The sequence below is a fragment of the Cryobacterium sp. 10S3 genome, assembly GCF_034344045.1.
GTDB classification, from domain to species: domain Bacteria; phylum Actinomycetota; class Actinomycetes; order Actinomycetales; family Microbacteriaceae; genus Cryobacterium; species Cryobacterium glucosi.
On the sequence record NZ_CP133773.1, the window covers coordinates 3,790,039 to 3,815,929 of the forward strand.

General features: G+C 61.3%; 23 protein-coding genes and 1 tRNA gene. 9 read left to right on the plus strand and 15 right to left on the minus strand.

From position 1 onward, the window contains the following. Positions 1 to 113: 113 nt before the first annotated feature. The 9 genes from RHM57_RS17530 to RHM57_RS17570 all read right to left on the minus strand — a co-directional run bounded on the left by RHM57_RS17530 (position 114) and on the right by RHM57_RS17570 (position 13,160). Positions 114 to 365 (minus strand): hypothetical protein, encoded by a 252-nt coding sequence (locus RHM57_RS17530; protein WP_322188972.1) that lies wholly within the window; start codon positions 363 to 365, stop codon positions 114 to 116. After that, positions 362 to 622 (minus strand): hypothetical protein, encoded by a 261-nt coding sequence (locus RHM57_RS17535; RefSeq protein ID WP_322188974.1) that lies wholly within the window; start codon positions 620 to 622, stop codon positions 362 to 364. Before RHM57_RS17535 ends, RHM57_RS17530 begins: the two co-directional genes overlap by 4 nt. A 40-nt stretch (positions 623 to 662) precedes the next feature. After that, positions 663 to 1,340 (minus strand): hypothetical protein, encoded by a 678-nt coding sequence (locus RHM57_RS17540; protein ID WP_322188976.1) that lies wholly within the window; start codon positions 1,338 to 1,340, stop codon positions 663 to 665. Between the two features lie 179 nt (positions 1,341 to 1,519). Continuing rightward, a complete protein-coding gene (locus RHM57_RS17545; RefSeq protein ID WP_322188978.1) occupies positions 1,520 to 2,359 on the minus strand; it encodes a tetratricopeptide repeat protein in 840 nt (279 codons plus the stop codon). Between the two features lie 13 nt (positions 2,360 to 2,372). Then, positions 2,373 to 3,080, minus strand: coding sequence for an RHS repeat-associated core domain-containing protein (locus RHM57_RS17550; protein ID WP_322188980.1), 708 nt, complete (start codon positions 3,078 to 3,080; stop codon positions 2,373 to 2,375). A 457-nt stretch (positions 3,081 to 3,537) separates the two neighbouring features. Then, entirely contained in the window at positions 3,538 to 10,290 is a 6,753-nt protein-coding gene (locus RHM57_RS17555; RefSeq protein ID WP_322188982.1) for a PA14 domain-containing protein, read from the minus strand. 661 nt (positions 10,291 to 10,951) lie between these two features. Continuing rightward, positions 10,952 to 11,572: a hypothetical protein gene (locus tag RHM57_RS17560; RefSeq protein WP_322188984.1), complete on the minus strand. Its 621-nt coding sequence runs from the start codon at positions 11,570 to 11,572 to the stop codon at positions 10,952 to 10,954. A gap of 81 nt (positions 11,573 to 11,653) precedes the next feature. Further along, entirely contained in the window at positions 11,654 to 12,733 is a 1,080-nt protein-coding gene (locus RHM57_RS17565) for a DUF3039 domain-containing protein (protein ID WP_322138491.1), read from the minus strand. Positions 12,734 to 12,767: 34 nt separating this feature from the next. After that, on the minus strand, positions 12,768 to 13,160 hold the full coding sequence (locus RHM57_RS17570) for a helix-turn-helix domain-containing protein (RefSeq protein ID WP_322138492.1): 393 nt from the start codon (positions 13,158 to 13,160) through the stop codon (positions 12,768 to 12,770). An 848-nt stretch (positions 13,161 to 14,008) separates the two neighbouring features. Here RHM57_RS17570 and RHM57_RS17575 point away from each other — a divergent pair. The 3 genes from RHM57_RS17575 (at position 14,009) to RHM57_RS17585 (ending at position 17,328) form a co-directional block, all read left to right on the plus strand. Then, positions 14,009 to 14,728 carry a hypothetical protein gene (locus tag RHM57_RS17575; RefSeq protein ID WP_322188986.1) on the plus strand — a complete coding sequence of 240 codons (720 nt, stop codon included), beginning with the start codon at positions 14,009 to 14,011 and terminating at the stop codon, positions 14,726 to 14,728. 151 nt (positions 14,729 to 14,879) lie between these two features. After that, positions 14,880 to 16,859, plus strand: coding sequence for a GNAT family N-acetyltransferase (locus RHM57_RS17580; protein WP_322188988.1), 1,980 nt, complete (start codon positions 14,880 to 14,882; stop codon positions 16,857 to 16,859). Further along, entirely contained in the window at positions 16,852 to 17,328 is a 477-nt protein-coding gene (locus RHM57_RS17585; protein ID WP_322188990.1) for a hypothetical protein, read from the plus strand. Before RHM57_RS17580 ends, RHM57_RS17585 begins: the two co-directional genes overlap by 8 nt. Positions 17,329 to 17,519: 191 nt before the next feature. Here RHM57_RS17585 and RHM57_RS17590 read toward each other — a convergent pair whose 3' ends face one another. Together RHM57_RS17590 and RHM57_RS17595 are read right to left on the minus strand one after the other, a co-directional pair. Further along, positions 17,520 to 17,897 carry a hypothetical protein gene (locus RHM57_RS17590; protein ID WP_322188992.1) on the minus strand — a complete coding sequence of 126 codons (378 nt, stop codon included), beginning with the start codon at positions 17,895 to 17,897 and terminating at the stop codon, positions 17,520 to 17,522. Next, positions 17,887 to 18,201 (minus strand): hypothetical protein, encoded by a 315-nt coding sequence (locus tag RHM57_RS17595; protein WP_322188994.1) that lies wholly within the window; start codon positions 18,199 to 18,201, stop codon positions 17,887 to 17,889. The genes RHM57_RS17590 and RHM57_RS17595 overlap by 11 nt, the downstream gene beginning before the upstream one ends. A 155-nt stretch (positions 18,202 to 18,356) precedes the next feature. On the opposite strand from RHM57_RS17595, the gene RHM57_RS17600 reads away from it, so the two are divergent. The 4 genes from RHM57_RS17600 to RHM57_RS17615 all read left to right on the plus strand — a co-directional run bounded on the left by RHM57_RS17600 (position 18,357) and on the right by RHM57_RS17615 (position 20,714). Continuing rightward, positions 18,357 to 19,199, plus strand: coding sequence for a hypothetical protein (locus tag RHM57_RS17600; RefSeq protein ID WP_322188996.1), 843 nt, complete (start codon positions 18,357 to 18,359; stop codon positions 19,197 to 19,199). Positions 19,200 to 19,296: 97 nt separating this feature from the next. After that, complete coding sequence (locus RHM57_RS17605; protein ID WP_322188998.1) at positions 19,297 to 19,542, plus strand: helix-turn-helix domain-containing protein; 246 nt, start codon at positions 19,297 to 19,299, stop codon at positions 19,540 to 19,542. 63 nt (positions 19,543 to 19,605) lie between these two features. Continuing rightward, the gene (locus RHM57_RS17610; protein ID WP_322189000.1) at positions 19,606 to 19,926 is read left to right on the plus strand and encodes a hypothetical protein; all 321 of its coding nucleotides are present in this window, start codon (positions 19,606 to 19,608) and stop codon (positions 19,924 to 19,926) included. A 449-nt stretch (positions 19,927 to 20,375) separates the two neighbouring features. Continuing rightward, the gene (locus RHM57_RS17615; RefSeq protein ID WP_322189002.1) at positions 20,376 to 20,714 is read left to right on the plus strand and encodes a hypothetical protein; all 339 of its coding nucleotides are present in this window, start codon (positions 20,376 to 20,378) and stop codon (positions 20,712 to 20,714) included. A gap of 181 nt (positions 20,715 to 20,895) precedes the next feature. On the opposite strand, the gene RHM57_RS17620 is transcribed toward RHM57_RS17615, so the two are convergent. From RHM57_RS17620 to RHM57_RS17630, 3 genes are all read right to left on the minus strand, one after another. Next, positions 20,896 to 21,294 (minus strand): hypothetical protein, encoded by a 399-nt coding sequence (locus tag RHM57_RS17620; protein WP_322189004.1) that lies wholly within the window; start codon positions 21,292 to 21,294, stop codon positions 20,896 to 20,898. Continuing rightward, a complete protein-coding gene (locus tag RHM57_RS17625) occupies positions 21,287 to 21,829 on the minus strand; it encodes an ImmA/IrrE family metallo-endopeptidase (RefSeq protein ID WP_322189006.1) in 543 nt (180 codons plus the stop codon). Before RHM57_RS17625 ends, RHM57_RS17620 begins: the two co-directional genes overlap by 8 nt. 405 nt (positions 21,830 to 22,234) lie before the next feature. Then, entirely contained in the window at positions 22,235 to 22,513 is a 279-nt protein-coding gene (locus RHM57_RS17630; RefSeq protein WP_322189008.1) for a helix-turn-helix transcriptional regulator, read from the minus strand. A gap of 137 nt (positions 22,514 to 22,650) precedes the next feature. Here RHM57_RS17630 and RHM57_RS17635 point away from each other — a divergent pair, with 137 nt between their 5' ends. Together RHM57_RS17635 and RHM57_RS17640 are read left to right on the plus strand one after the other, a co-directional pair. After that, complete coding sequence (locus RHM57_RS17635) at positions 22,651 to 23,532, plus strand: hypothetical protein (RefSeq protein ID WP_322189010.1); 882 nt, start codon at positions 22,651 to 22,653, stop codon at positions 23,530 to 23,532. Next, on the plus strand, positions 23,529 to 25,298 hold the full coding sequence (locus RHM57_RS17640; RefSeq protein ID WP_322189012.1) for a hypothetical protein: 1,770 nt from the start codon (positions 23,529 to 23,531) through the stop codon (positions 25,296 to 25,298). The genes RHM57_RS17635 and RHM57_RS17640 overlap by 4 nt, the downstream gene beginning before the upstream one ends. 243 nt (positions 25,299 to 25,541) lie before the next feature. Here the strand turns inward: RHM57_RS17640 and RHM57_RS17645 are convergent. Next, positions 25,542 to 25,625: transfer RNA gene (locus RHM57_RS17645), tRNA-Leu, on the minus strand. Positions 25,626 to 25,891: the final 266 nt, after the last annotated feature.

Below are 25,891 nucleotides of genomic sequence, written 5' to 3' on the forward strand. Positions count from 1 at the left end.
CCAGTCGTCGACGAACTCAGGATAAATGTAGGCGTACCTGCCAGCCCAAGGACCGGCGGTGATCCGCGCAACGCGTCCTTGAAGTCCCCAGAATTCTTCCCCTAGCCACATGCCTAGACCGGATCTGCCGGATAGTCGTACGCGTTGCTCACTCCGCCTTCGACCGGGTCAACACTCAGGAACCGTCCGAGCGCTGGGACGAACTGTCGTGCGCCCATCTCGATGGTGGCGATGGTTCCAGCGTGCTCGGTGAGTTTGCCGGCTCCTCCGACCCAGCCCAGGGCAGCGTCGACTCCCGGGAGGATGTCGGGGAACGTGTCGTCGGCGGCAGTGGTGCCGATCCGCCGGTTCGGCATTTGGTTCATTGCAGCAAGCCCGATAGATTGGCGGCCTGTTGCGACCAAGTATTGAATGCCAGCCCAGCGTCCACGCCCGCCGCGACGCCGAGATTCGCTTGACTAACACTTGCTTGCTGCTGAAGGTATACAAAGCCGTTGCGCGAAGAGGCAAGGTCGTCGTACTCACTCGCTGCCTCGACCCGATGCTCGCTAACGGTAATGGGATCCCATTCCCATAGAACATCTCTGATTTCGGTCCAGACCCGACTCGACATCATCGTCACCTCTGCCCTGCTCGAGCTCTCCCCAGCGGTTGACACTCACCTAGTCTCGGTCAAAGTAAACGTTCTCTTCGGTGAACACCGACGAGCCGGCAACAATAAACGGCTCCTCTTCAAATTCATCGACAATGCTCGGCGACTCTGATGCTTGCGCGATGACGCGAATGACTGATCCGATAGCGTCCAACCCGGACATATCCGTTAGTGAATGCCACCCGCGCACGTGGGCGAATTCATAGAGCGCGGTTCCGAGACTTTCGACTCGCGATGCTGCCTGAGTTCGTCGGCTCTCTTCGCACAGCGCACCGAGGAGTTCGTCTCGTCCAGCAGCGATCACGTTGGCCTCGTGGACTACACGGTAGTCCGACCGTTGAAGCACGCTAATGATCTGTCCGTCGTCCGTGACAGCGGCCATGTCGTCCTCCTCTTCGTCGTCGTCCTCGTCCTCGTCCTCAAATTCGTGGAACAAGGCAAACGGGCCGCTTGTGCCGGTCAGCTCAAAATGAGCTTCCGCATATTTCAGCCCCGCGGCCGCTACGGCCTCAAACCATCCGTCGGGAAACGTTGAGGACTCGTTGTCGATGGATTCGTTTAGGGCCGCATTGTGTTGTGAGAGCGTCTCCACCAAGTGCCGCGTGGCCGTCTGTAGCGCATCGAGCGCTGCCGGAGTCCACTGCTCATTGTCATCGTCGTCATGATCATTTTCGTCCACGATAGTCACACGTAACCTGCCCTTTCGGGTCAATTTGATTGAACGATCAGTCTTTCCTCGACGCTAATGCCACCGATAGTGCCGGGCGTGTGTCGTGTGTCATTTATCGCTCTTGCCCGTATTCGTAGCGACGTCCTAGCTGGCGTTGGTCAGACACGCGCCGCGAGTGTAAATCACGCTGCGTTTCCTCAACTTTTCTTCGTAGTCTCGTCCGTCGCCATGTCACGCAGAGCAAACCTATCGCCACGCTCGGCCGCAAGCCGCAGAAAACGGTCGGCCTCATCTACTTTCTCGGCGTCCCTCAGAAGCCTGGACAAGTTGTATGACGCATTTCTGTCTCCAAGTTCAGACGCGGTGCGAAGGATGCTCTCGGCTTTCTCAATCTCGCCGCGACGTTCGAGGAGGTTCGCATACGGAATCATGCTGTCCAGTTCCCCCGCCTCAATTCCCGCAGAGTAGAGCGCTTCGGCGCCGTCCAAATCTCCCTGAGAAAGCACCACTTCGGCAAGATCAGCTCGAGCCGTGGGGTAGGAATTTGCACCCCGACGGAGCAGCGGCTCCGCGATATCAACATGTCCCAAACTCAATTCCCATGTTCCGAGCATTCCAGCAGCTGCATCGCCAGCTTCACCTTCGTGTTGCATGACGACGCGGAGTAGGTCCGAAGCTTCGTCGGTCGCCCCCTGCTGGCGAAGATGCCACGCCAAATTTACTCGTGCACGCTGGTCGCCCAGCTCGACCAGGTGGCGATAAATATCAATTGCCCGATCAACACCCCCCTGGTCTTCAAGGACCTGAGCGAGACTCAGCCCGCTGTCTCGGTCACCAGCTTGCCAACCGCGCTCGTAAGCGCGGATCGCCTGTTGTACATCTCCCGTGGCTAAGAAACTGTTGCCCAAATTGAGAGCGGCCCAACTCTCACCGTCCTTGACCGCGCGCTCGAAGAGCCGAATGGCCTCCGTGTGATCACCGCGATCTGCGGCATCGTTGCCACGCTCCACCAGATCTTTGTCTGAGTTATCCGTCACTGCTTGCCACCTCCTACTTTGGGTCTTTTCGTTTGTTGGGGTTGTTGAATTTTTTCGCCCCGCCGTGCCCGTCGCGCTTTGTATGCCTGTCTGAACCACTCTTGCCATTCTTGGTGGTGTCATGACCTTTAGAATTTGCGGCTGCCCGCGGCGCCTTCGGCTTGTGCCCCATTGTCATGACGTTTGCGCGTTGTGCGTTTTCAACCGCAAGGCTGCCGAGGTAGACGGCTCCAACAACAACGACTGCGGCAAGGACCACCCAACCCACGGGATTCCAGAAATCAGCTCCGCCAAATACTGCCATAGCAACTAGAACTTCGACGAAATTCCCTGTGAGGTCGAAATTGTTGATGGGGTCCGTTGGGCACACGTAGTCGTTGGCGTTGCCGCCCTCGACCGGGTCAACACTCAGGAAGCGTCCGAGGGCGGCGACGTACTGTCGTGCGCCCATTTCGATGGTGGCGATGGTTCCGGCGTGTTCGGTGAGTTTGCCGGCGCCTCCGACCCAGCCCAGGGCGACGTTGACTCCCGGGAGGTTGTCGGGGAAGGTGTCGTCCGCGGCAGTGGTGCCGATCAGCCCCGTGAGGGTGTCGATGGATTGCCCGAACGGGTCGTAGCGGTACGCTGCGGTCCTGGTGCCGCTTTCGTCGGCAGTGACCGCGACATCCCCGTGAATGTTGGGGTAGGACCACACCTGGGTTCCGTCCGTGCGGGCGGCCACGCTCGCGCCACCCGGCAGTGAGCGTGTGGTTTGCACGGGGACGCCCGTGCCGCCCAGGATGATGCTCGCTCCATTGGCTGTGGCGGTTTGCTCTCACAATCGTGCAAGAAACCTTCTCCACCATTTAACCCTCGGTGCCAAAGGGTCGGGTTTCACAGGTTTGGGACCCAAGGGGCGCCAACCGAAATGCTGGCGTTCAATCTCTTCCTCTGCGGGTCCCAGAGCAATCCATTCGAATTGCCATTCTTCTGCGCAAGTCTCCAGGTACTGACTGCCGTTTGTGTAAAAATCCCCCGGTACGCCTGGCGTAGGCGGGGGGTCGATGACCATCACCCACAAGTCATGCGCAAATTCAGGATAAACGAAAGCGTATCGACCGGCCCAAGGACCGCCATGCAGTCGGGCGATGCGCCCTTGCTCTCTCCAAAATTCTTCTCCGAGCCACATAAAGACGACCTTAGTGATTGATGTGGAAAACGAGGTAGCCTTGGTGGCCCTTAATGCCCCTAGAAATGTCCGAAGAGACGCCAAATCTACCTTTCGATGCCGCACCGCGGTACCCGCGCGTGCCGTTTTGAATGTATCTAGCACCGTTTCTCGCAAAGTCAGCAACGGCTGATTTCTGCCACGAACGTGTGTACAAGCGGCCTGCGATGGCGGCGACCGGGCGCGAAGCCGAAACAGCTTCAACCGCGCCCTCTGTTCCCTTCAGATAGGCGGTCGCTTTCAGAAGCACGCTCCCAACCTTGAAGGCTCCAGCGCCCGGAATAAATAGGGAGGCGATGGTCAAATTCGCCTCTCGCTCCCACTCCTCCGAGGTCGTACGTGCGTAGGGCGAGCAATAAGCGTTCCAGCTTCCACACACTTCCGCGTTGCCCGTCAGATCAAATCCGTTGATCGGGTCAAGCGGGTATGAGTAGTCATTGGCACCCCCACCCTCGACCGGGTCGACGGAGAGGAAGCGTCCCAGGGCGGCGACATACTGTCGTGCGCCCATTTCGATGGTGGCGATGGTTCCGGCGTGCTCGGTGAGTTTGCCGGCGCCTCCGACCCAGCCCAGGGCGGCGTTGACTCCCGGGAGGTTGTCGGGGAACGTGTCGTCGGCGGCAGTGGTGCCGATCAGCCCCGTGAGTGGGTCGATTGATTGCCCGAACGGGTCATAACGGTACGTTGCGGTCCTGGTCCCGGTTTCGTCGGCAGTGACCGCGACATCCCCGTGGATGTTGGGGTAGGACCACACCTGGGTTCCGTCCGGGCGGGCGGCCACGCTCGCGCCACCGGGCAGTGAGCGTGTGGTCTGCACTGGAATGCCCGTACCGCCCAGGATGATGCTCGCTCCGTTGGCTGTGGCGGCGAAACGTATCGTGGTTGCGGGGCCGGTGGGGGGTGTTTCGGTGCGTTGGATGATCTGTCCGCCCGCGTCCCGGATGTAAGCGAGGACCGTGCCATCGGTGAGGGTGGTGCGGACGTGCCGGTCTGCGATGTCGTAGGCCAGTGTCTGGTCGGCCAGTTTGGTGGTGTTGCCGTGGGAGTCGTAGCCGATGCCAGACGGTGGCACACCGGCGCCGACGGGGTAGACGGTCGCGGTGGGCCCCACGACACCGCTGGACGTCAGCCGGTCGGCCTGGTCGTAGCAGTAGGTGGTGGTTCGTGTTCCGGCCGTGCTTTGGTCGGAGCTGGCCGTCCGGTTGCCGTTTCTGCCCGCTCCCGTATTGAGGCCGCAGGACCCGGTGTTGGCGTATTGGTAGGTCAGTGTGTGGCCGGGGAGGGTGGCCGTGATCAGTCTTCCGGCAGCGTCGAATGCGTAGGTCGAGCTGACAGTGGTCCCGTCGGTGACGGTGTTCGCGACGATCCTTCCGGATTGGGAGCGGTTGACCTGGTCGGTGTAGCTGGTTTGTGCGGCAAATGCCCACGTCTGACCCGTGAGGGCCCCGGTCGCTGCGCGCTCGATGGCGGACAGGCTGGACCCGTTGGAGTAGGCGGCCGTGCTCAATCTCCCATACGTGTCGTAGGCGGGGTCGGCGAGCAATGTCCCGTCGACGGTGACCGTTTCGGCCTGACCGCTGATGTTGAAAGTTAGCACCGTCGTCGACGGGGCCTGACCGGGCACGGTGAACTGGGATGTGGTGCTCTGCCCGAGGAGGTTGTACGTGGCGGTGGTCACAACTCCCCACACGTCGGTGGATTGCACAACACGTCCGAGCAAGTCCGTGGTTGTGGTTGACGTCCCGGCGGGGTCGGTGATCGTGCTGGTCAGCGGGTCGGCCGGAAGAACACCGTTAGCCGCGGCGTAGTTGCGGGTCACTGTGCGCCCTGCGACACCGTTGTAGTCCGGGAACACAGTCGTGACGGGGCGGCCCCGGGCGTCATAGGCGGTACACGTCCACGCGCTGTCGCCGGTGCGTTTGGTTCCCACGGTGCGCCCGAACAGGTCAGAGACGAACTGGGTGGTCACCCGGGATCCGTCGCTGGCGGGAGGCTGAATGGTCTGTTTCAGGGCCCCGTACTGGCGTGCGCCCGCGTCCACTCCGCAGACCGGGCTTGTGGTCGACCAGGCTGCACCCACGGTTTCATCGTCGGAGTAGTACACGGATTGGGTTCCGGCGGCGCTCACGCTGGCGCCGGCGTCTACCCCGGCGGGCAGCATTCGTGACGTGCGGCGAAGATTGCTGTCGAAGCCGGTGGTGGTGCGAAGTTTCAGGCCGGCCGGGTCAAGGGTTGACGCAGTCGCAAGTCCGAGCCAGGGTGTCGCGTATTCCGTGGCCGTCGTGAGCGCGGGCACGTTCTGGTTCGTGACGCCCGCCGGGGCGCCGGTACCGACGGAGTCGTCAGTGCTCGTGCCCGTGGTCAGGTTGTACGCGGGCTTCAGCGCGGTGCCGGGAACTTTGACGTAGGCGGTGTCACCGGGCTTCTGCCAAATCAGGCTCAGCGCGGATGCTGAGGTGAGTTGGAAGTACTGCACGCGGATGCGCACGGTCTGTCCGGGCGTGGTCGCGGTGAAGGTTCCCGGCGCGGAGGGCAACCAGCTTGACGGGTGCCAGAAGTCGATGATGAGGTTGTCGTCAATGAAGACTTTCGTGCCGTCATCGGAGTACGTTTCCAACGAGTACTGGCCGGCTGTGGGGAACGTGATGGTGCCGGTGAGCTGCACCGACCAGTTGGTGGCCGGGATGCCCGTGACGGGTGGGAGGCCTGCCCAGTCTTTGTCGATCATGCCGTCGGTCACCGTCGAGATCCCCAGCGTCAGGGCTTTCGGCATGCCAGTGAGCGTGGCGTTGTCGTACCAGGCGGCCGAGAGTCCGTTCATGCCCTCGTCGTACTTGGTCGCCGAGTGACCGGGGGTGATGGCACAGCCTGCCACCGGCTTGAAGTCGCTGCCAAAACAGGTCGCGGGCGCTGGCCCGTACGTGTCCGTGGGACGGTTCAAGCTGTCGTACAGAGTCGTGGACGTGACGCCGACCGGATCCGTGGTCGAGAGGATCTGGTCCTTGCTGTTCCACTTCGCGGTGCTCGTGAGGCCGGCCGGTGAGGTGTCGGTCAGGGTCCGCCAGGCGTCGTCGTAGGTGACGGTGCGGGCATGTCCGTTCGGAAGAGTGCCCCAGGTTCCCTGACCCGCCACGTCGACCGTCGCCGTACGGGTGGCCGGGTTGTTCGTATACTGATGCCAGGGTTGCGCGGTCGCGGTGACCCCGTCCGGCGCGGCAGCTGTCACCTTGGCCGCACGTCCACCGGCGTCGTAGGCGATGGTGGTGCGGTTCTGATCCGATGCGGTCCGTCCAGGGACCCGCGCCCAGTCCGTCTGGAGGGGGTCGCGGACGCCAGTGACCCGCCGCAAGGTGTCGTAGCTGAAGGATGTTTCCTCAGCGCCCGGGTCCACGATTCCGATGAGCTCGCCCGCCGCGTTATAAAACAGCCGGGTGGTATCGGGGTCTCCGGGTTTGTGGCCGGGGTAGACGATCCGGCAAAGCATCCCGGCGGGGGGCGCCGTGGCTCCGGCCACAGTGGGACAGGCGGTGTTGGAGGCGTCCGAGTCGGCGCCGGTCAACGGCCCGCTGGTGAGGTCTCCGCTGTAGAAGTACCAGATGTCCCGGGCGGGACCCGTACCAGCGAGCCGGTCGAAGGTGCGCTTGACGCGCCCGTCGGCCCGATACTCCACCCCGGGCGCCACAGGCTTGTTCACGTCCAAGGGCGACAGGGCTTGTTCGATTGCACCGTCGGTGCGGAAGACATACATCACACCGCTTCCATCGGTGAGGGTGACTTTGTTGTCGGCACCGACCGCGATGACGCCCGCTTCACCAGGCGGCGGCGAGTATCCACCGGCGGGGTTGCGCTTGTAGGAATGCGTACTGCCGGCGGCGTCGGTCACGGTGATCGAGCCCTCCTCAACCCGGGCGCGCGTGTACGTGCCTTGATCTCCGGCGAGAACGGTCGAGGTCGCCCAACCGTCGGGAAGAATCTGCGACTGCTTGGTCAACCAGGATGCCGGAACGAGGAACTGGTCGCCCTTAGCGTTCTGGGCCCAGAGTTCGATCCGGGCGGCACCAGCGTTCTCGAAGTAGTCCAGCCGTAGCGGGGCCGCTGTGCCATCAAAGGACAGGGCGGTGCCCCACTGCACGTCCGCGGGCGAGGTGTTGGTCCACTGGTCGACGACCGTCGTCCCCGCGATGAAGAGGCGGGCGCCGTCGTCCCGTTTCACCCCGAACGTGTACAGGGCACTCGGGTGCGGGTTACCGGCACTCGCCGGGTCAACCGGCGGTGTCACGAAGCCGGTCCATTTTGCCATGAACACGTCCGCGGGGATCCCGTCGCCGGGAGAACCCGTGCCCCAGTTGAAGTTCACCTGCGGGTCAGAGCGCACCAACAGGCGTTTCGCCACAGAAATGTCCCAGGTTTGCGCCTGGCCGACGGGCGGAGCCCCATCAAAGTACTCACCGGTCAACCCGAGGTTCGACGCCGACTGCGAGTTGTAGTTGAACATCACCCCCATCGCGCCTCCCGCCGTCGAGACAGTCGGAGACGGGAAGCTGAGCGATGCGTTCCCGGAAGCCAGATTCACGCTCACCGGGCCGGCTGAATCTGACGGGGAGGGCCCGCCCGCCCCAAGCCGCTTGTTCACGGTGAAGGACGACACCCAGGGGGTGCCGGATTCGGTGTACTGATCATGGGTCAGCACGGTCCACGAATATGCGGTTCCGTCCTGCAACGACCCGGTCGGCACGGTCCAACTCGGCGAGTTCACCCACCCGGAATTCAAAACGCCTCCCATCCTCGAGTCCGCTCCGGTGGCGACACGGAACCAATACTGGATGGGCCGATTCTCCGGATTCACTACAGGTGAAACTGTCAGCGTGGGCTCCGTAGACACCACAACGCTCTTGTCGGATGGCAGGGCGGTGTTCTTGTCCGCCAGCGGCGGTGTATTGACCGTGAAGCTCCAGGTCGCTGACCCGCGTTCCGAGGACACGCCCCACGCACCAGAATAGTCGTCGGTGACGTACCCCTTCCAGTAGTACGTGTGCCCGGGTAGCAAGAGCACCGCGGGAACTTGGAGGGTGTCCGACCCTTGGTAGCCGGTCGACCAGATCGGCGACACGTCCGGGTTGGGGTTCTCACTGAGCTTGAACCCGAACGAAAGCGTTGTGCCCTGCGCCGCCGTATACCCGCCCAGTTTGAATGTCGGCGTCAAACTGATGTTGGTGGCTCCGTTGCCTGGCGAGGGCGCCACCAAGGTTCCCGGGGTCGGGAACTCCTTCCACCAGACATATATCTGGTTGGTGTTGTACTGCTTGTACGTGAAAGCATTCGTTTCTTCGCCGGTGAAGGTCAGCCACATTGCGGTGGTCCCACCGGCAGTCCAGGAGGCCATGTTTTGCGTGAAGGTGTCGTTCTGTATGTTGCCGCCGCCGTTGGTGTAGTTCACCGCCCCCAGGTATGAGCCCAAGTTGTCGTACATGAAGTTGTTCGAGACGTAGAGCCCGCCGGTGCGCGAGGTCGTGGTGCTGTCTGAGGACTGCCCGCCCAGGCCAATCTGCGCGCCCAAAACCTGCTTGCCGGCGATGGACCCCCAGTCGTACAGGGCCATCGTCCGCCAGGTCCCGTTCGTGTTCGTGTTTCCGACCTGGATGCCGTAGTTGTGGTTGTACTGCCCGTTCGTCTTGTAGGAATGCGACTCGGATGCGCCTTGGTAGAGATCGGGATCGACCATCACGGGATACACCCGCTCCTTGTCGTTGAGCCAACTCCTGTCGACGGAGAGGTCCAGTCGCCACGCGTCGCCGTCCTGACGCACCGCGACAGCGACGTCACCCTGGGTGTTGGCGCGGTCGCCTTTGGTTCCGGCCGAGTCCCAGGCAATCGGCCGCGGAATCACCAGCTGCGTGACACCGGCTTCGTCGTTGAAGAGGATATCGCCATTCTTCGGGTCGACGAGCAGCCGCAGCCCGCCGGTATCGATCCGCCATCCCCACGAGACGCGTCCCGACGTCCCAGGACTCTTGGAGAGCTTGAACAGCTCCTTGACGCCCGACGGCCGCACCTGGTAAATGAGGTCCGTGTTCGGGAACACGCCCGGGTATACAGCCTTGTCCTTCTCTTTGGACGACGGGGACTGATCACGCTGCATCGATCCACTCGCGGCGTCCACAAGTGCGAACGAGACCTTCCGCCCGTTGTTCGTCACGCTCAGCAGCGAAGACTCGTCGGAGCGTTCGGCGAAGACCGGAGCCAGAGGATTCTGGGACACTTCGGCGCCACCCTTGCCCAGAAAGGCGAACGGCCCACGCCCGGACAAATCCGTCAGAACCGGCTTCCACGCCCCGTCGACCTTGACGTTCAAAGGCACGTCCGAGAATTCGGTCATCTTCGAGTCGCCAGGACCCTGATAGGTCCGTTCGAAACCACTTTCAGACAAGACCTTCGCCGTTGACTTGTCAAAGCCCTTGAAGTCAGCGGCCTTGAGTTTCTCAGCCGGAGCCGGGGCTGGCACGGGAGCGATATACGTACTATCCGCCGGGGGATTTGAGAAGTCGCCGACTTGGGGCGCCTCGGCCGGAGGAGCTTTCGGAGTGGCCGAACCGTCGGGGAGGAGGGGTTCCGGCGTCGAAACGGCCTTCGCCGCGGCCTTCACGCTGAGCGCGGAAGCGCTGGACGGCTGCACGACTCCGACAACGAGAATCGATGAAAGAACCAGTCCAAGTGCAATGTTCACGACACGACGAGCACGGATCATGGCTCCCCCAAACGCACGATGGCGTCCTCATCAACGCCACTGTGCGTTGCCTGAGGGGAGTAAACCACCCTTGCAATATCCTGTGAAGGGCCTGACCATCACCTGTGAATATGACAAATACTTATGTTAGTCTGGAAGGAAATAAAAAGCTGTTCAAAAGGCATTTCGGTGTCAGATGCGGAACGAGTGTGGCCCCTGAACTGGGGGACAATTCGGACACAGAGCCGCTTCACGAAAGGGGCCTCCGGGCCTGCCGTGGGGACGTGAAGACGATTGGAAAGCATGTCGCGAACGCCCACAGTGAGGAGCTGGTCGATATCCCAGCTGTCTCAAAATTTGCGACAGCTGGGAAGGAAGGCGGTCGAGTCGTTGAGCGCAGTAACGAGCTTTCGCTTGGACCTTACATGGCTCAAGCAGAAATTCGTGCTGCCTTTAGTTGCGTTCATCGGGGCTGTCGTGGCGGTATTCGCGCTGCACATGTAACCAACGCCCGTTGGGCTCCTCAAAGGATTCTCCCTGGCACAATTCGGTTGGTTCACCCTCGCCGAGACGAACCATGCCGCCGGTACAGTGCCGTGCTGGGCCGCGCAAAGTCATGGACCTTGCTCTCGCTCGTGCCCCCATTACCCACGCCGACTCCCTACGCCCCAAGCACCCCGTCAACAAGCTTCCCCAGCCGGGCAACGGCTTCAAACCCCTTGCGGCTCACCATGAATCCAATGAGCCGGTCCTTGTCGAGTCTGCCTACCGCCCGGAGCTCACGAAGGTCGTGGAGCGCATCGCGCTTGCCGGCTGCGTCGGCCCACCCGTTGTTGCCGTTCCAGAGGATTCGCTCGTAGAGCTTGGTCTCTGCCTCTCCGAGCGGAGCCTGCACCTCGCGCGTCGCCACGTTGAACGCCCCGTTCACTGCGGCCCAGCCATGAAGTGGCACGGTGGGGAACTCGACGACAACGACCTTGCTGACGCCATCGCTGGGAAGCGCTCGAGAAAGAAGTTTGAGGCTGGGGTGAAGCAGGACTACAACGCGCGCCTGGTTTCCGAGGCGCCCGGAAGACTTCTCTGTGACAAAGTCCACGCCTTTTAGTGAATCCGGGATCTGGTTCTTCACGGTGACGGCCACTTGAAGCGGGAGGCGTGCGTCTCGTGCAACGAGCCGGCCGAGTTCGGCGCCGGGGATGAAGTTGTTGACCTCGTCCGTCCAGGGAACAGAGAACAGCCTGTGGGCACGCGTGTCGACCTGTGTTGAATCCCGTGGAGTCATATTTCTGAGGCTATCCGGCAGCACCGACAGCGCCGTCGCGTGCGGCACGTGGTCCTGCTGCCAGGAGCACCTGTGGATAATTTAGGCCGAAGGGCTATCGCGTACATTCGCGCACGTCAGACACACGAGGAGTGCCTCGTGGTCGTGCATGGGCACGAACCAGTGACCACACACCGCCCGCACCGCGCTTCCCTCGAGTGACGCTTCGGTTAGTCCTGTGACCGGCGTGTAGTGAGCGATGGTCCCCATTCTCACTACACCGGGAAGATCTCCCGCAGCCAGGCGTCCCTCACTCCTGGTCTGGCGAGCACGTGCACTCGTCGTCTGGTCTACAAGCACTCGATACGATATGGCCTCACCGGCGAGGGGAGCCGCTGTCCATTCAAGCGTTTCAGGCTGCACGGACGCGAGAATCGTCCGGGTCGCAACGCTATTCAGGTGCGCGTATTTTCTTTCCATGGGAGCAATCGTCAGAATTGCCTCGGTTAATTGTTCGCCCGCCTCTTCGAGGGTCTCGATGGAAATGGACAGTTCCATGAGGACATCCAGCTCTGCTGCTGGTCGGAGGATTTTCAACGGACCGGCATTGGACGTATCCAGGGCATTCGCCAGCAGAATAAGCACGGAGAGGTGAAGTTGCATTTTCCAAGCGTCGAGCTGTGCAACCTTGCAGTCGACCACTTCCAAAGCCCGGTCTTCAGCCTGGGGAAGAAACGCATCGGAATTGCCAGCGCATTCATCTGCGAACCACGAGTAGAAATCTTCAGGCGAACCCGCTCTGTGATATCCCGCAGCCCCAAACCATACGGTTTGGGACCCATCCTCAATCAAAACAGTTGCCGCTCCCCGCCAACGGGACGAAAAGGTCTGCTTCCACCATGCCCGGTCGGACACCGCACTGATGGCTTCGCGGAGCGTGCTCGCGTCATCCGCACCAGAGAACTGGTCGTCAAACGCATGAATGATGGGATGCCTCAGTCGCGATATTGGAGGTAGTCGCCGAAGCATGTCTCCAATTTCGGAATCCTTGGCTTTGCCGGCTATTCGCCGTGCAACGACTCGGCGGAGCTCCACCGCATTCCTCAGGTCGGCCGGATCAATCCAGTCCTGCTTCAGGTCGTCACATATACATCGGAGGGTAACGCGTCGGGCTCTGCTCACTAGCCCAGCCTACGAGACCCCCAGCACAAAAAAGCTAGGACATCTCGTCGAGTGCGGCGTCCTCGGAGGCACTTCCCCCAGCGAAGGCCAGCGCCGTCTGGCTTTGCGCGTGGAACATCCGGCTTTGATAGGCAACTAGATCTCTACCAAGAATCCTCTTATCTCGCACCCCCACGACGAAAAAAGAAAGCGCGCCCGAATCGAGAACTTTGTATAGATGAGTTCGACTTAGCCCGAGAAAACGGGCAGCTTCGGATGGCGTGACCGAAGAACCCTCAGCGAGGACGAGGACATTTTCTCCTCTGCGCAATTCAGCGGCCATGGAATCGAGCGCACTCTTTAGCGTTCCGGAAGGAAGCTGATCTCGGGTGCTTTCGAGAGTTCTTAGCTGGTCGGCGGAAACGTCGGATACGGAGACCGTTGTCATTGTCGGATGCTCATTCCGGAAAGTGAATTTTGGATAGTTAGTTTTATATGGGCTAAGGACTAGAGCCTCGGCGGCGCAACGTGGTTGAAGAATTATCAACAAGATTTTCGGTGACGCATGTCACAAGTGTCACAGGTGCCACAACTGTTGTCAACTCGTCGACGCAGCGGTGAGGCCCACCACAAGTTCGTGAAAGACGCCCGACCTTCTCCAGAACTTGGGTAACCTCTCAAGACTGTGCCCCGTCGCTGCCAGCGGAGTGGCATTAACCGCGTATCCATTGGCGAGAAGGTAGGCATGTTAGCAATTGGGGCGTGCGAACGAGCTCTGCATGGCGTTGGTTCCAGCTATCACCTTGACCGTTGGCGTCTTTGGCAATCTCTACACAGAGTCGCTGAGAGATTCGCGACTCCGCAGACGCGAGGAAGTCGCTCGAGTCGATGGGCGCAAACGGATATTGGTGGACCGGACGGAGCGCACGATGTCCTCATAAAGCTCACGTCGGACCATGTGCGCGTGGAAGGCCAACGGCGCAAAATGCTCAGAGGTGACGTCTTAGCTCTCCCCGTTCCCCGTTTGGCTTCAACTTGGGATTCCGCGGCCCAGAGACAGCAAGTCCCCGGGGAGTACCCAGTCGTGACGAGAGTCACCTTTGGCGCACGGATTACCTGGACATCACCTCGAGGCCGACAGCAAGAAACCGAGGTCACCTCGTCCGTGTCAGCGCCTGACGGCAGGACCGTCTAACGCGGGTTACGTGGGGTCGGCTCGCCGGGCCCGAACGTACCAATTGGCCTCAGGTCGTCGGGCTGGCTTTCATCAGCTCTGGGCTCCTCCTCTCCGGCTCCATGTTCTTGCCAGGAATTGACCCATTTCTTCGAGCGGCAGGCGCAACCACAGCAGGCCTGTTCATAGGCGGCGGCCTCCAGCTGAAACCCTTGACCTTCATTCGTAAGGCGGTGTCTCACCCCAACCCCAAGCTTGGGTGGATTCTCGTCGCGGCATCTCTGGCACTGGCGACTGGTTTTGGCGTCCTTCTCGTGTTCCGTCAGTGGACGAATGACTGGGTACCCCTCGGGTTCCTTATCTTGGGTCTGGCAGTTTGCGCGCTCGGCTCGGGTCTTGGGAATCTATATCCCGGGGGCAACAAGCACCCTGAAGTATTTCTGCTGCCTGTGGGATTCAACGGCCTCCTCCTGTTCGAGACCGGACTTCACACGGATGCGAGCTCATCCCCGCTGACAGTGATGGTCTTTGTCCCAGCATTGGTCGTTTCAGTTGTGCTCACGGTTTGGGCGTTTCAAATTCGCGGAGCAGCAACCGCCGAATATGCCAAGGCGACGGAGGTCGCTCGTGGCGTCCTCTGGGGCTGGCTCCTCCTATTCGCCGCGAGCGTCTTTTCGTCCATGGTCGGGATCCACCTTGATGGCAAAGACTCCCTCGACCCGCTGCGCTTTCTGCTGCCGCTAGTTACGTTTGGCTCGGTCATCGCTGCCGTAACCACTGGTTTTTCGAGGTACGCGGAGGTCAAAGGCGCACTGGAGATGGAGACATCCCTGAATCGTTAGCAGCACACGGCCGAGTCGTCATCGGTGTCCGTCGAGCGTGACTAGGCTGACCCTGCAGAGACCGGGGAGGGCAATCGCCATGGGGGATCGTTTCATTTATTGGCAGCCAGGATTGGCTGACGCCGAAGGTCTACTGTCTGGCACTCTCGAGGTGGCCAAGGAGAATAGTGCAACGCTCGGTTTTCTACCGAATGCCGCCTTCACCGACCGAGCCGCGCACAATGGTCTCCTCGTGGCGTCGCGGGATGGGATCGTCGTTGGCTATGTCCTGTATGACCTCCCAAAGTCCCACATCAAACTCGTTCACGTCAGCGTGACTGCTGGCAGCCGCGGCGACGGGCTTGCGGCCCGAATGGTCGAGCACGTCATCGAATCGAACCCTCGCCGGACAGGAATCCTTGCCAATTGCCGCAGGGACTATGACATGGATGCGTTCTGGACGTCCCTTGGCATGTCGCCGAGGTCGGATAAGCCTGGCCGAGCTCTCGATGGATCCACCCTCACAGTTTGGTGGCGACCTCTCGGTGAACTGGACCTGTTCGACGGACTGATATCGGAGTCAGGCAACCCTCTCATCGTCTTGGACTCGAACGTAGTTATCGACCTTCATTCGTCCCCGACAGTCAAGCGCCCAAACCGAGTTGAATCACGCGCACTCGTCGGCGACTGGCTCCAGGCAGCAGCAGCGTTCGCGGTGTCACCGCACCTCGACGTAGAACTCAACAAGCTCAGTGACCCGTTGGAACGAAAGCAGCAGATGAGTGGATCAGCGCACCTCATCCGCCTCCGCAGCGACCAGACAGCATCCAAAATTCTTTCCGGCGAGCTCGCATCGCGCATCACCACTGCTGAGTTCTCAAGAGACGCAAGCCTCAGCGACGACTTCATTCATCTCGCGGACGCCGTCAGGGCCAACGCCGACTTCTTCGTAACGAACGACGGCAATCTCATTTCTCTTACGCAAGAGTGGCTCGAGAGAGACTTTGGACTGGCCATCGTCCGGCCTCATGAACTCGTAATACGACTCGACAAATCCGGTGAACGTCCACTCTACGAACCGAGGCTCCTTCAATCCGTCGACTTCGAGTTCCAAAACGCGACGACGCGATCCGACGCAGCCCTTGAGGACGCCTTCCTGAACTTCACCGGACATGAACGCGGCCAAGACTTCCGCTCCAGGTTGCGCGCAGCTCTCGCCGGTGCTGAAGGGCTTTCCGCCCAAATTCTCACGGACGGCGTCGGCAAGTTATACGGCATCCTGGTAATCCAAGTGGTTGACGGATGCCTGCAGGTACCACTGTTCCGTGTTTCCCGAGGGCACATCGCTTCAACCGTCGCGTTCCAACTTGCCCGACGCCTGCGAAGCCTTGCTCTGCAGCAAAGTGTTGGACAAATCGCAATTGATGACCCAGTCCTTCAGAGCGTCACCAAAGAGGCACTCGTCCATGACGGGTTCCAAGAGGTGTCGAACGTCTATTCAGCCCGAACCATTGACGCTTATTTCAATACTGCCGAACTCGGTGCTGATCTCGGCGAGCAGGTCAACGTCAGCACGGCAGACGCCGTAGCTGAGGTCGAGAGGCGTCTATGGCCATTGTTAATCCGGGAGGACGTAACGCCGTGCGTTGTGCTCCCCATTCGGCCCCAGGCCGCCATGGAACTCTTCGGGTATCCGGCGAACCTCGTGGATCGCAGTCCGTCTTTGGGGTTGCGCCGGGAGCACGTATATTTCGCAAGCTCGAACACGAAACTCGTCTCAGCCCTACCGGTTAGGGCGCTCTGGTATATCAGCGCCGACGCGACAGTCGCTGAGCGATTGATTTTCGCGCACTCTCGCATCATCGAATGCTTGGACCTGCCCACTGCTGAGGCGAATCAGCGCTTCTCCCATATGGGTGTTTACAAACTCAAGCAGTTGCAAGTGGCGGCTGGAAAACGCAGCACGGTGCGGGTAATTCGCTTTGAGGACACGCATCTGTTACCTCGTCCCCTTCCGCGCCGGCAGCTTAAGCCCGTCAAGGAAAGGCACGGGGTTGTGGGAAACTTTCAATCGACCCGGTCGGTGCCAGTTGGCTTCTTTCACGATATTTTGGACGCTCAAAGAGATGATGCAGGCGAGGTCCATGGCTGAAGTACTTTTGGCAATTAAGCCCGTTTTCGCGGCGGCCATCTTAAGCGGCGTCAAAAAGGTGGAGCTGCGTCGTCGAGTTCCTCTTTGGGCGCCGGGCACGATTGTGCACATGTACGCGAGCACACCTCAGCGTGCTGTGACCGGTTCGTTTGTTGTGAAGGAGGTACTGCGCGCGGAGCCTTGGCTTCTCTGGCGGGACTACCATCGCGACCTTCACTTGAACTTCGATGAATTCAGCAGCTACCTTGCAGGTCTGTCCCATGGATTCGCTATTGAGATTGAAAGCCAGGCGACCTACCCGACACCAGTGTCGCTTGAGGAGATCCGATCAACCCTCGCCATACAGCCGCCCCAGAGCTTCCGATACTTATCGGCACCCAAAGTTGAGCAGCTGCGAACTCTCGCGTCTGTTCATCCCATCCAGCCCGAACAGCACGGTGAAGTTGAACACAATCGGGCAGCCGGCTAAGCCCTAGCGCCGCTCCGGCGATCAACGCGCCCGTGATGACTTCACTGTCCCTTAGCCCAGCACAGGCCTCCCGTCGAAGGGACGGCACAGAGGGACCTACAGGGGTGGCACCACCCTGAAATCAGCCTGGCCTGACCGCGCGCAAGCCGCCTCTCCACCACAACCCGGCCAACTACCGAATTAGTCTTCTCTCACCACTCCACCGTCGCCTCGTCCCGCGCCTTCTCGACGAGCTCGTCCGGCTCATCCAGGTGCTCCACCGGCCGGTCGCCGCCGAAGTAGCCGGAGGGGAAGCACAGCCAGACGACGAGCTCGTTCTGCGACAAGGCCACCTCGTGCGCGAGCTCGACCAGGGCGGGAATGACCGGTGCGACATGTCCCGATTCGAATTGGAAGCCTGGATACGCGTACGCACGTCCTCGCTCGATGGCGAGGAGCTGTCCATCCGCTCTCATCCGAGAGACCACGTCGACATCGGTCTTCGGCAGATTCAGGGCCTCCAACACTTCCTCAGGGTTGAGCAGCCCCCAGGTCGCCTCTATTTCGCGCCAGACCGTCTCAATCCTCATGGCCGGCACCTGACTGCTCGACGCGCTCAATCCGGCGGATCTGGCTGGTGACATGCCAGTAGAAGTCAGTCATCTCGTCGTCGGAGATCATCGTCCACCGTCCGGGCTCCCCGACACTGCACGCCTCGAGGGTGCGGAGCGGCCGCGTCACGTCGTTGAAGGTGGCCGGCCGGCCTGAACCCGGAATGCGCGTGACCGTCTTGGCGTCCAGGTCGAGGATGTGTGAGCTGCCCTGCGTGACAACGCGCCAGACGCCGCCCTCGTCACCAGCTAGGGACGTGACCTCCTGCGGTTCGTGCTCCATGTTCGCCGACCCTCCCTGTCGACCAGTTCGCTTCGCCGACACACTCTGGACTCAGATACGTTTAATGCATATACTAATCCGCAATTCAAGCCTTTGGGGTTGCGGTGACAAGTTCCGACTACGAACCGAATCTGGACTTGGCAGTCTGGATCGAAGTGAAGCAATTCGTTCTCAATGCCGTCGCAGATTCGGCCGACGGCACCCCATACACGGTGGCCGAGTTGAAGATCGCGGCGTCACGCCTCGCCGCATGGACCTGGCAGACGGCAGGGCTCCCGTTGGAGCGCGCTGTGGTCTTCCGACGGGACGTGGTCGCCCGGTTCATCGCAGTTGGCTGTCCCACGTTGAAGCCCGCCTCGCGGGGCAACCTTAGAAGCCAGCTCCTGCGGATGTCCGAGGTACTACTCGACCCGCGCGAGGTACCCCGGCGACTCGCCGCGCTCGAGCCGTCAGAGCCGGCAGCCCCGTACTCGAGCGCGGAGCTGATCTCGCTTCGCAGTTGGGCCTCCACGCAGTCGACTCCGGCACGGCGCGCGAACGCCTGGGTGCTGCTGGCCACCGGTGTCGGCGCGGGACTGGCCGCATCCGAAATCGGCCAGCTCCGCGTGCGCGACATCGTGGTTGACCAGGGCGGCGTGCTCCTGGAAATCAACGGTGAGCGCCCACGTACTGTGCCCGTTCTGCGCGACTGGGAGCAGGTCTTGGTCGACCGGACCCGCGCCCTCGCACCAGAGCGGTTCGCCTTCCGCGAGAACCACGGCGCGTATTACCCGAACCTCATCGCCAATTTCATCGACCGCAGCCAGGTCGTCGGAGTCAAACCCCAGTCGCAGCGACTGCGCGCAACCTGGATAGTCCGGCACCTGGAAGCGGCCACACCGGTCGTCCCGCTGATGCGCGCCGCCGGCATCGAGTCCCTGGAGGCGCTCACCCGGTACGTGAGGTTCGTGCGCGAGCGTGATGCGGGTGAGGTTCGGGCGAGGCTGCGGGACGCGTGAAGCTACAGTGCACGCATATCCGGGCATGCAGGTGTGCACGAATAAGCTTGCATTGGGCTGAGTAGCCGGCGAAACCGACACGGGGAGAGACAGCAGCATGTACACGGTGACCGTCAAGCGATTTCGGGACCTCGGTGCGGTCATCAAGGCGGTCCGCGCATCCCGGGGCATACGCCAGGAGGACTTGGCCTACAAGCTCGCATTCTCCCGCAACTACCTCCAAGGGCTCGAGAACGGGAAGCCCAACCTCTACGTCACCCGGCTATTTCGCACCATGAACACACTCGGCATCACCATCAGCGTCTCCTACACCCTCGGCGACAAGGCGGAAGACTCAGACTAATGCAGAGTCAGCAGTGCTGAGGGCGGCCTGGCCAGGCTTAGAACGACTGCGCATAGGAAGGTCATGAGCAATTCTGAAGACCTGTGTGAAGTTCGATTGCGCCGTTGCGGCGCGCAGTCACGAATCTGGGAAATAACGCTGTTCCCTGTCATCGACGAATGTTATGACAGGGCCAACGGTCTGCGGACGCGGATGATGTTCTCTGCCGCGCTGCCGTTCGATGAGTTCTGGTTCGACTCAGCCGACCTGTCCACCCACCGAATCGACGGTCAACTACTCCCCGTCGAGGTGGCTGTGGGGGTTGCGGAGTTCGTGGCGCACGTGCGCGGTATCGTTACGCCATGTATGAAGCCTTCTGCGGAGCCACCGGCTCAGTCGTTTTAGCATCCGACTACGCCGACCTTTCCTCGGGCGAAAGGGCGAGCTTTCGGGACTCCCTCTCTTGCACATCCTGTTCTAAGGCGGCTTACTTCATCCGGCGTGCGCGAAACGGTCGTGCGGCGTGTTTCGGCGCCAGGCCCCACGGCGATGACTGCGAATTGGCAGCTGCGCTAACGGATGACCGAGGAAGCGGTCACCTTCCCACGGATGAGCCGGCATACAACCGCGGCGACGAGTTACTTCTTCAGCCAGCGCTGAATCGAGCAGTCCCACATGTGACGCACACGCCAGGCGGCCAGCCGCATGAAGGGAAAGCGCGTCAGTATGCGGGCCCTGGAGGTTCCCGTATCGCTCGCAGCAACCTCGGCCTGTCAACCCTCTTGCGTCGGCTAGTTCGAGAGCCGGACTTCGCCGTCAACCCCGCGATCATTGTGCTCCCGGACGATAGGCGAATGAGTATCGCGGAACTCTGCATCGCAGCAATTGACGCTGATGTGCAACACAATGGGCAGCGCCGTCTCTATTGGGGCACAATCCGGTATGTACACGAAGACGAAACGGGTGCTTGGTTCAACCTGGGTTGGCGAGGTGCTCCTTCGCTGAAGCTGGAGTCCAAATTCCTCGCCGAACTGATGGAGAGTAAGGGCATCGACGACGCCGAAGACCTACAAGGAGCGGCGTTCCTTTACTACGGCCCTATGCGCCAGGCAAGAACTTCTGGCCGACTGCTCTTGTTCCCCAAGGACCTCGATTGGTTCACTGTTCGTCTCGCAGATGAGGACGATTTCTAAGCGAGGCCTCGTTCTGTCGACGATGTCTGCGAGCTGGCGCTGGGCAATTGCTCGTGTCACGGCTATCGGGCATACTCCCGAACCTGTGTAACGTCGTCCAACGGGAGGCCCCTTTCGGGGCCCTGAGCTGGCTCGCTGAGCACTGAAAACGCCCCGTCGATTGGCCACAGCCCAAATGCGCTCAGGAGAAGAAGCTTTTCCAGACAATGCGGCTCAGGACCGTGAAGATGAGCAATATCGCTGTCGTCATCCACACAAAGTCGAACACAACACATGTCCAGTAGAGGCCCTTGGACTTCTCCCTCTTCGAGTGAAAGCTAGGGGCCTTGAGATGCCCGAATTCCTTCTCAGCGAGAACCCCGAAGAACGTGGTCATTGGATGAACTATGAGAAAGTAGCTCAATCCTTCAGGCACACCAGCTATCTTCCGTTCTTCCTTTTCGTGCGATACACGAACAACTGGAACGGCACCAAGGATAGAAACAGGCCTTGACTTCTCATCGGCCGATTCTGCAATCGTGCCCTCAACCAGAGAGGCAAGCCGAGAAGAAGGTAGCTCGGCTTCCGCCACCTCATCCATTTACGAGAAGACCGAGGTTGTTCAGTCGGAAGTAGGCCGAATCGCGCGACACAGCGAACGCGTTCGCAAGGTCGTCGATGTCGTCCACGTCTTCCCAAACACGCTCAACGTCTTTGCGAGGCATCAAGAGGGCCGCAGCCAGCATGTTGGCCTGGACTTCCTTATACAGGTCGTTGGGATCCCTATAGTCAGCAAGCGGCTTTCGATCCTCAACGAAATCGAAAGTTCCACCGCGTTGGTCATCGTGCAGTGCGACATGGGCGAGCTCATGTGCAATCGAAAAACGGCGCCTGGGTTTGGCGTCCGAAGCATTGATCTGAATCAGGTACTGGAAGCGGGCAGAATCATCGTGACGCTTCACGCGTGCCGATACAGTATCCGGAGAAAACTCAACGTCCTGTACCTCACAGCCGAAGAACACTGCCATTCGCCGGATATCGACTCTCGACGAAGATTCGCCGAGGAGTCCGGCCTCGTCCCGCATGCGCGCAGCCAAATTCTCAATTGCAGTTGGAGAAATGAAGCGTGTCGACATGGTCGAAGCATAGCGCGGGGTTCCATTTTCAAATTCGGGGACTCTCCGGCTGCTTGCGTCGGGCGCTCGGGATACACGCCGTTGCTTACGTTTGCTGAGGAAGCAGCATCGGCCACAGGTGGGATATGTCATGCCCAGGATATGCGCGGTGCTCAGCCACGACAGAGGCCGGGTGGTCGTGCGACGTGCCGGACCTGCCCGCATGGCGGGGTCTCTCGGCTGGCTCAGGCCAGAAGATCTCTCTAGTCGCGAATAAATAGTATCTGACCAGCCGCTTCCTTAGAGATCCACACCTCCGCTCGTACGCGCGCATAGATACGGGCAATGGAACTCTATTCACAGCCCCAATCGATAGCCGCCCGTCGCCTTTCTTCAAACCCGTGGTCCCCATCGGCGACTCGCCCGCTACTTGTCGAGCCGGCCGGGCCAGAGGTCGACGCCGAAGCCCATTTCAAGCTTGGCTATTGTGGCGAGGTCGGGCCAGGAGCGGCCGTTGAGCACGGACATCATCGTCGAGGGGTCCACGCCCACGTCGCGGGCCGCCCCGCGGATGCTTCGGTCTCCGATGGCGGCCTTCACGTTCAGAGCGAACTGCCGGGCGACCTCCCCGACGGGATCTACCGAGGACATTTCGGGCCAGTTGTCCGTGAGGTCGTGCGGAATGGGTCGGGCGGGCCTGGACATAGGACGAGCGTAGAGCACGGAACGCGGGGTGCCCGATGACACCCGAGGCCTTGACCCTTGTCGACGATAGTCATAACGCATATAGTAATCTGCAATTGGACGCGAATGTCGCCCAAACCATACAGAACTTCACTCCGATGATTCCCAACCGACTCTGGGACGACGTCGCGGACTTCACCCGGTCCGCCGTTGCAGACTTCGCGCCGACAAATTGCGCCGAAGCCAGCAAAGCCCTGACCGTTGTGTCCCGGCTCGCCGTCTGGACGACGGAGACGGCCTGCCTCCCGCTCGAGCGCAACATCGTCTTCAGCGGACGACACATCGAGACGTTCACCGCACGCCAGATGGCAGGCCTCAGTCCCGTCGTCGCCCGGGCAGAACGCCTCCGCCTCCTCCGCATCGCCGGCGAACTCCACTCCTTCGACCCCGTCCGCCGAGGTGCCGGCAAGAAGCCACGGCCGAACCCCTTCGCCCCGTATTCCCCGGCAGCGATGGTTCGGTTCCGGAGCCAGGCCGCCACACGGTCGACCGCGCTCCGCCGTCATAACTGGATGGTGCTGCTCGCCCTCGCCGCGGGCTGCGCCTTGACGACAGCCGAGATCATGCACCTCAAGGTCGAGGACGTGGACTCCACCGCGGACGGCGTCATCGTCACCGTGACGGGTGCAAGCCCGCGGACGGTCGTCTGCCTGGTTGACTGGGAAGACGACGTCACGCGGCTACTGCGCGGGCCGCTCGTTTCGGACTACCTCTTCGTGAAGGACGAGCGCCCCAACGACGCCGTCGCGTACGTGAAGAAGTTCTTGAACTCAACGGCGAAGGGCCGCGAGTTCCCGACCGTGGAGCGTCTGCGGTCCACGTGGATTGTGGGTCACCTCGAGGCCAGGACGCCCATCGTCGCCCTGGCCCAGGCGCTCGGCGTCAAGACGTTCAGCACGTTCGAACGGCTCGCGCCGTTCGTGAGGATACCCGAGGCCTCCGACCTGAAGGTCCTCTTCCGCGGGGAGCCGCGACCATGACGACGACAGACGCGCAGCCGGCGTCTACAACAGTCATGGAGCAGCTTCGACGGACCCTGCCCAAGCACGGGTTCACCGGCAACTCCAGCCGCATCTCTCACAGCCAGGTCGAGTTCATCGGCAAGCTCGTCGACGACTCCAAAGTCGCCGAGCAGATTGACGCCTGGAGGGTGGAGGACCGGGTGAAGACCGCGCCCGGCGGACGGCGAAGTGTCGCCAGCACCCGCACGGTGCTCATCCTGTTCCTGCTTCTCAGCACCGAGCACAGCGCCCTGTTCGTCAAGGAGATGGCGACCATCGCTTCCGACCGGTTGAGCGGGAAGTCACTACGACACCTCGACTTGTGGGGCAAGAGGGAGACCGGCGAGGGCTGGTACTTCCCGCTCTGGCGTGCCCTGCACCGAGCGCTGGACGCTATCGACCCGAAGCCCGGCAAGCAGTGGAAGTTCTCTACTCCCGAACAATACGAAGAAACGCTGCGTCGCCGTGTCGAGGCGAACAGCGAGGTCAAGCAGGCGCGCCTGGACTGGGTGTGCAACGCCTTGATTGAAGCGACCCTCCAGCTCGTGCCCGACGCGGCCCGCAACCAGTGGCAGGGCGACCTCTGCGTGGACGCGACTGTCGTCCCCGCCTACGGGAAGCGCGGCGCGCCGCGGTCCAAGACCCACGTGGCCATCGAGTCCGACGCCGGCTGGTACCGCCGCACCAGCAGCCACAAGGAGACCAACGACTCGACCAAATCGGTGAAGTCCGTGTTCGGCTGGGACCTGACCATCGCCGTCCAGACCAACCACGACCCCAAGACCCTCCCCGGGTATCCGCTCCTGGTCGCGGGCATCGGCTTCAACATCCCCGGCACCGCACTCATCCACACCGCACGCCACATCTTCGAAAGCGTGGCCGAGCGCGGACACCCCGCCGGGCGCGCCACCGGCGACCGCGGGTACCATGTCGCCGCTGTACCCAAAGAATTCCAGATCCCACTCCGCATGCTCGGCTACACCGTCGTCACCGACTACCTCGACATCCAACTGGGCCTCAAGGACGGCTATGCCGGCGCCATCCAGGTCGAAGGCGCACTGTACTGCCCGTCGATGCCCGAAGGCCTCGTCAACGCGACCGTCCTCTACCGAGCGAAGGACATCGACGCCGACACTTGGCGAAAACGCATCGTTGAACGCCGCCAATACATGCTGCGTCCCAAGGAGAAGCCCGACGCCAAGGGGCGCGTCCCGATGATGTGTCCCGCCCGCGGACCCGGAGCCACCGTCAGCTGCCCACTCGTAGAGAACGGCTGTTCCAAGGTCGACGACGCCCTGACGACCATCTACAACCCACCCGTCAAGCCCGACACAATCTGCACAAACGCCTCCTCGGTGAGCGTCCCACTCGACGCAGGCGCGAAGCTCGCCCAGCACTACCAGTACGGCAGCAACGAGTGGCAGGAAATCTACTCCCACGACCGCAACACCATCGAAGGAGCCAACGGGTTCCTCAAAGACAGCTCCCACGAAGCCATCGGCGACTCCAGCCGCCGACGCGTCCGCGGGTCCACCGCCCAATACCTGCTCGTGAGCATCCTCGTCGTCGCCGGCAACCTCCGGAAACTCCAGAAATTCCGCGACGACATGCTTCGGCCAGAGACCGACGACGAACGCTCCGACCGCAAGGCACGGAAACTCTTACTCCGGAAGAGGCGCAAGAACCGCAAGAACAAGCGCGTCGCCGCTTGGGACGACTTCCAGACGTCGCCAGCCAAGACCTAGGCCCGGCGCCGCTTCACCGACACTCTCACGCGCACTGCACGGCGCTCCCGCACGCTCGAAAACACCTCTTCGAGTCGGCTGGGGCGCTTTTTCGTGGCCGGAAGAGGCGTCCCAGCAGAGTCGGCCTCACCGAGAGGCAACGTAAGCGCCGGGAACGACGAAAGGCCCCCGATTTCTCGGGGGCCTTTCTTGTCCGACCGGGTTTCGCAAATAGATTCAATCTATTTGGCAATCAACCCACTGTGCGCGAGGGGGGACTTGAACCCCCACGTCCTTTCGAACACTGGCACCTGAAGCCAGCGCGTCTGCCAATTCCGCCACTCGCGCGAACTTAGAGAGGCTAGCACTAATCGGGGTGCGAATGCCATTCGTCCAGCCGCCGGGCGAGGCGGGAAGGGGCGCGCAGCATCCGCCCCGTTTGCCGTCTCGTGACCCTCTCGGACGCGAGTCATGCGAGACTGCCTCCTGGCCGGACAGAAACGGACCCACCTCCGTGCCCATAGCCGCCTCCCGTAGGATGACAATTCCGGTTCCATGTGCCCGGCGGGCGAGTTAACACGCGAGGCAAGTAACATGCTGATAGCCGAAAGGAT

Bases quoted from the DNA above. Each gene is read 5' to 3' on its own strand.
- RHM57_RS17615 (WP_322189002.1), top strand. From the start codon at position 20,376: ATGAGTATCGCGGAACTCTGCATCGCAGCAATTGACGCTGATGTGCAA.
- RHM57_RS17595 (WP_322188994.1), bottom strand. From the start codon at position 18,201: ATGGAGCACGAACCGCAGGAGGTCACGTCCCTAGCTGGTGACGAGGGC.
- RHM57_RS17530 (WP_322188972.1), bottom strand. From the start codon at position 365: ATGAACCAAATGCCGAACCGGCGGATCGGCACCACTGCCGCCGACGAC.
- RHM57_RS17560 (WP_322188984.1), bottom strand. From the start codon at position 11,572: ATGACTCCACGGGATTCAACACAGGTCGACACGCGTGCCCACAGGCTG.
- RHM57_RS17575 (WP_322188986.1), top strand. From the start codon at position 14,009: ATGTTCTTGCCAGGAATTGACCCATTTCTTCGAGCGGCAGGCGCAACC.
- RHM57_RS17570 (WP_322138492.1), bottom strand. From the start codon at position 13,160: ATGACAACGGTCTCCGTATCCGACGTTTCCGCCGACCAGCTAAGAACT.
- RHM57_RS17585 (WP_322188990.1), top strand. From the start codon at position 16,852: ATGGCTGAAGTACTTTTGGCAATTAAGCCCGTTTTCGCGGCGGCCATC.
- RHM57_RS17630 (WP_322189008.1), bottom strand. From the start codon at position 22,513: ATGTCCAGGCCCGCCCGACCCATTCCGCACGACCTCACGGACAACTGG.
- RHM57_RS17625 (WP_322189006.1), bottom strand. From the start codon at position 21,829: ATGTCGACACGCTTCATTTCTCCAACTGCAATTGAGAATTTGGCTGCG.
- RHM57_RS17640 (WP_322189012.1), top strand. From the start codon at position 23,529: ATGACGACGACAGACGCGCAGCCGGCGTCTACAACAGTCATGGAGCAG.
- RHM57_RS17635 (WP_322189010.1), top strand. From the start codon at position 22,651: ATGATTCCCAACCGACTCTGGGACGACGTCGCGGACTTCACCCGGTCC.
- RHM57_RS17620 (WP_322189004.1), bottom strand. From the start codon at position 21,294: ATGGATGAGGTGGCGGAAGCCGAGCTACCTTCTTCTCGGCTTGCCTCT.
- RHM57_RS17605 (WP_322188998.1), top strand. From the start codon at position 19,297: ATGTACACGGTGACCGTCAAGCGATTTCGGGACCTCGGTGCGGTCATC.
- RHM57_RS17590 (WP_322188992.1), bottom strand. From the start codon at position 17,897: ATGAGGATTGAGACGGTCTGGCGCGAAATAGAGGCGACCTGGGGGCTG.
- RHM57_RS17610 (WP_322189000.1), top strand. From the start codon at position 19,606: ATGAGCAATTCTGAAGACCTGTGTGAAGTTCGATTGCGCCGTTGCGGC.